The following is a 3521-nucleotide window of genomic DNA, read 5'->3' as shown; positions in this document are numbered from 1 at the left end:
TCGGCGTCAAGCTCACCGAGCTCCGCCCCGAGCAGGCCGCCTACATCGGCGTCGAGGTCAACGGCCCGTTCAAGCCCGACCACTACCGCTACTGACGGCCACCGGTTGCGCCACCGCTAGCGGCTGCGCCACCGTTTGATCGTTCGATCCAGGCCCCCGTCCCCAGGGCGGGGGCCTGGCCCGTCCCGGCCCTTGCGTAGCCTCGTCAGCAGCTCCCCTCGCGGGACGCCCTGAGAGCCTGGGGCCTACCCCAGGCTCTGACGGAACCACTGAAGGACCCCCATGCCCCGCGGCCGCTACTCGCTGCACGACACGCACGATCACACCCCCCTCGGTGAAGAGCACTTCCACTGCGCCACCGGCCCCTCCGGCTGGCGTTACGTCTCGCAGATCACCACCCCCTCCGGCGATCACGCGGGCTCCGTCGACCTCACCCTCGACGACCTCGGCCGCCCCATCCGCCTGGAACTCCACGCCGCGTCCTGGCAGGTGCGCGGCGCCGCGCTGGAGGGCGTCACCTGGGTCCGTACCGACCCCTCCGGTACGCACGCCACCGAAGGCAACGTCCCCGCCCACTCCTTCACCGGCGCGTCCCCCGCCTTCCTCGTCGCCACCGCCCGGCTGCTGCGCCCCGCCCCCGGCTCCGGCGCCGTCCGCACCCGGCTCGTGGCCTTCACACCCCCCGTCCTCGCACCCCGGACGCTCGACCAGTCCTGGGCCCTGCTGAACAGGACAGCACACGCCACTGACAACGGCCCGCTGACTGTGGACGAGTACCAGGTCAACGACCTGGAGACCGGCGAACAGCACGCCGTCCACATCGCCGGCGACGTCGTACTCTCCGCTCCCGGCATCGAGCTCGAAGAACTCGAAACCCCGCCGTCGACCTTCCCCACCGAGACGGATTTCTGAGGCGGTCCCGCCTGCGGGCGCCGTCAGCTCACACGGGCGGCGCGAACCCCGTCGTACGTCCCGCGTCCGCTGGGCCCGCCGAACGCGGTGCTTCGGGTGCTGCCGGACCTGCGGGACCTGCCGGATCCGCGGGCTTTCCGGGTACTGCCGGTGCTGCGGGGCTCTCGGGGACTGCGGGGCTTGCGGCTCCGGCCGCCCCCGCATCCGGTGCGACCGCCCACGCATCCGGTACGGCCACCCCCGCATCCGAGGCGGTCCCTACCGCCGACCGGCCCGTCCCGAAGGTCCGCCGCACTTCCCGCCCCTGCCGTTCGAACACCACCGCCGACAGATAGGCGGCCGGATGCATACCCTGCGGCGGCACCGCTCCCGTCCACCCCACGAAGTCCTCGGCGAGCTGCCCAGCCATCCGCCACCCGACCTGCGGATCCAGCTGCTGCATCCGTCCCAGGAACTGCCGCACGGTCAGCCACCAGCTGTCCGGTACGCGCGACAGGTCCAGCGCCCCGAGCCGCCCCATGAGCCACGGCGGCGGAGGCGGCAGCGCCGACCCGCCCTGCGGCACCGGTATCCGCTCCCGTACGACGACCGTGCCCGCGAACACGTCCCCCAGTCGCCGCCCGCGCGCCGACACCAAGGAGGCGACGCACGCCACGACGCCCATCGTCAGCACGATCTCGATGGCCCCCATTGCCCCGCGCACCAGCGCGTGCCGGAAGCGGATCGGACCACCGTCCTCGCGCACCACCCGTAGTCCGCACACGAGCTTGCCCAGAGAGCGGCCGTGGCTCAGCGTCTCGACAACGATCGGAATCCCGACCAGTACGAGGACGAACGCCGCCACCGAGAGGGCCGCCAGCGCGGCCGCGTCCAGCGAGCCCGTCGCCGCGAACAGCGCCATGGAGATCAGGATGTAGCCGGCCCAGGTCACGGCGAGATCGATGAGCACGGCCAGCGCCCGGCTCGGCAGCCTGGCAGGCCGCAGCCCGAGTACGACCGCCTCACCCGTCACCAGCTCATTCATCAGCGCCGTCCTCCCTTGCCCGCGTCCCCGCCCGCCCGCTGCCGGCAGCGCCAGTCTGCCAAGCTGATACGACAATCGGCTCAGTACGTTCATCATGAGGGCCAGGACCGTCACATGGGGACGAGGAGCGCTACTGAATGGACCTCGATGTCTTCGTCGCCGCGCACCGCGCCGAGTGGGACCGCCTCGACACCCTGGTACGCCGCAAGCGCCGCCTCTCGGGCGCCGAGGCCGACGAACTGATCACCCTGTACCAGCGCGCCACCACCCACCTCTCGCTGCTCCAGTCCACCGCACCGGACCCCGCCGTGACCGGCAGGCTGACGTCCTTGGTCGCCCGCGCGCGCAGCGCTGTGACGGGGGCGCGCAAGGCGTCCTGGCGCGACGCCGCCCGCTTCTTCACGACCTCGTTCCCCGCCGCGCTCTACCGGCTCCGGCACTGGTGGATACCCACCGCGATCCTCTCCACCGTTGTCGCGGCCCTCATCGGCTGGTGGATCGCCGCGCACCCGGAGGTCCAGGCATCCATCGGGGCCCCCGACGCCCTACGGGAGATGACCAGACCGGGCGGCCAGTACGAGACGTACTACTCCAGCCATCCCGCCGCCTCCTTCGCGGCCCAGGTCTGGACGAACAACGCCCAGGCGGCCGCGCTCTGCCTGGTCCTCGGCGCCTTCCTGTGCGTGCCGGCGCTCTGGATCCTCTTCCAGAACATGCTCAATGTCGGCGTCGGCATCGGCCTGATGACCTCGGCGGGCCGGCTCGACACGTTCCTCGGGCTGATCCTGCCGCATGGCCTACTGGAGCTGACGGCCGTGTTCGTCGCCGGGGGAGTGGGCCTCAAGCTCGGCTGGACGGTGATCGACCCGGGCCCGCGCACCCGACGCAACGCCCTGGCCGAGGAAGGGCGCGCGGCACTGGGCGTGGCCCTGGGGCTGGCCGCCGTACTCCTCGTCTCCGGAGCCATCGAAGGCTTCGTCACCCCGTCCGGCCTGCCGACCTGGCTCCGCATCGGCATCGGCATCGTCGCCGAGCTGGCGTTCCTCGCGTACGTCTACGGGGCCGGCCGCCGCGCTGCCCGAGCGGGGGAGACCGGCGACGTCGAGCGCTCCGACCGCGACGCCACGCTGCCCACCGCCGCCTGAACCGCAGCCTCCGGGGCCACGGGGAGCCGGATGTGCACCGGACACCCCTGAGCTGCTAATCTCCTGTTCACCCGAGGAACCCCGTTGACACGGACGACTCGGGGAGGTAGATTTTAACGGTTGCCGGGAGCTGGACTAGCTCCCCTGTGGCAGTTAACATCTACTGCACTCTGGCCGAAATTCAATTCGGCGGGGTCCTTCCGATCTCTTATCGGGAACGTCAGGTCGATCAAATCGGCGAAAGCGCTTCTGATAAAGTCGGAGCCGCCGAAAGGCGAAAGGCCAATCCAAAGGCCACCGGAAACAAAATCCGAGTCGGAAACGACGCGGACGCGAATCTGGTAAAGTCGGAAACGCCGGAAGGGAAAGCCCGAAAGGGCCGGACCGGAAAGCAACCCCGCTCCGACAGGGGGCCGGATCACTGAAAAGGATCTGGTAAG

General features: G+C 70.6%; 5 protein-coding genes. 3 read left to right on the top strand and 2 right to left on the bottom strand.

Annotated elements, in window-relative coordinates; genetic code table 11:
- Together ABT381_RS35420 and ABT381_RS35415 are read left to right on the top strand one after the other, a co-directional pair.
- Nucleotides 1-95, top strand: a 95-nt coding sequence (locus tag ABT381_RS35420; protein ID WP_351587956.1) for an adenosylhomocysteinase, incomplete at its 5' end; no start/stop codon positions are given.
- Between the two features lie 187 nt (nt 96-282).
- On the top strand, nt 283-912 hold the full coding sequence (locus tag ABT381_RS35415; protein ID WP_351602133.1) for a hypothetical protein: 630 nt from the start codon (nt 283-285) through the stop codon (nt 910-912).
- A 28-nt stretch (nt 913-940) separates the two neighbouring features.
- On the opposite strand, the gene ABT381_RS35410 is transcribed toward ABT381_RS35415, so the two are convergent.
- Nucleotides 941-1936, bottom strand: a complete 996-nt coding sequence (locus ABT381_RS35410; RefSeq protein ID WP_351602130.1) for an RDD family protein — start codon at nt 1934-1936, stop codon at nt 941-943.
- A 137-nt stretch (nt 1937-2073) separates the two neighbouring features.
- On the opposite strand from ABT381_RS35410, the gene ABT381_RS35405 reads away from it, so the two are divergent.
- Nucleotides 2074-3081 (top strand): stage II sporulation protein M, encoded by a 1008-nt coding sequence (locus ABT381_RS35405; protein WP_351602127.1) that lies wholly within the window; start codon nt 2074-2076, stop codon nt 3079-3081.
- A 113-nt stretch (nt 3082-3194) separates the two neighbouring features.
- Here the strand turns inward: ABT381_RS35405 and ABT381_RS35400 are convergent.
- The coding region (locus ABT381_RS35400) for a hypothetical protein (RefSeq protein WP_351602124.1) at nt 3195-3521 on the bottom strand (327 nt) is incomplete at its 5' end.

This window comes from Streptomyces sp. NPDC000151, assembly GCF_040301705.1.
Lineage (GTDB): Bacteria > Actinomycetota > Actinomycetes > Streptomycetales > Streptomycetaceae > Streptomyces.
Note: the sequence above shows the minus strand (reverse complement) of the source record. Positions and strands in the feature narration are given on the sequence as shown.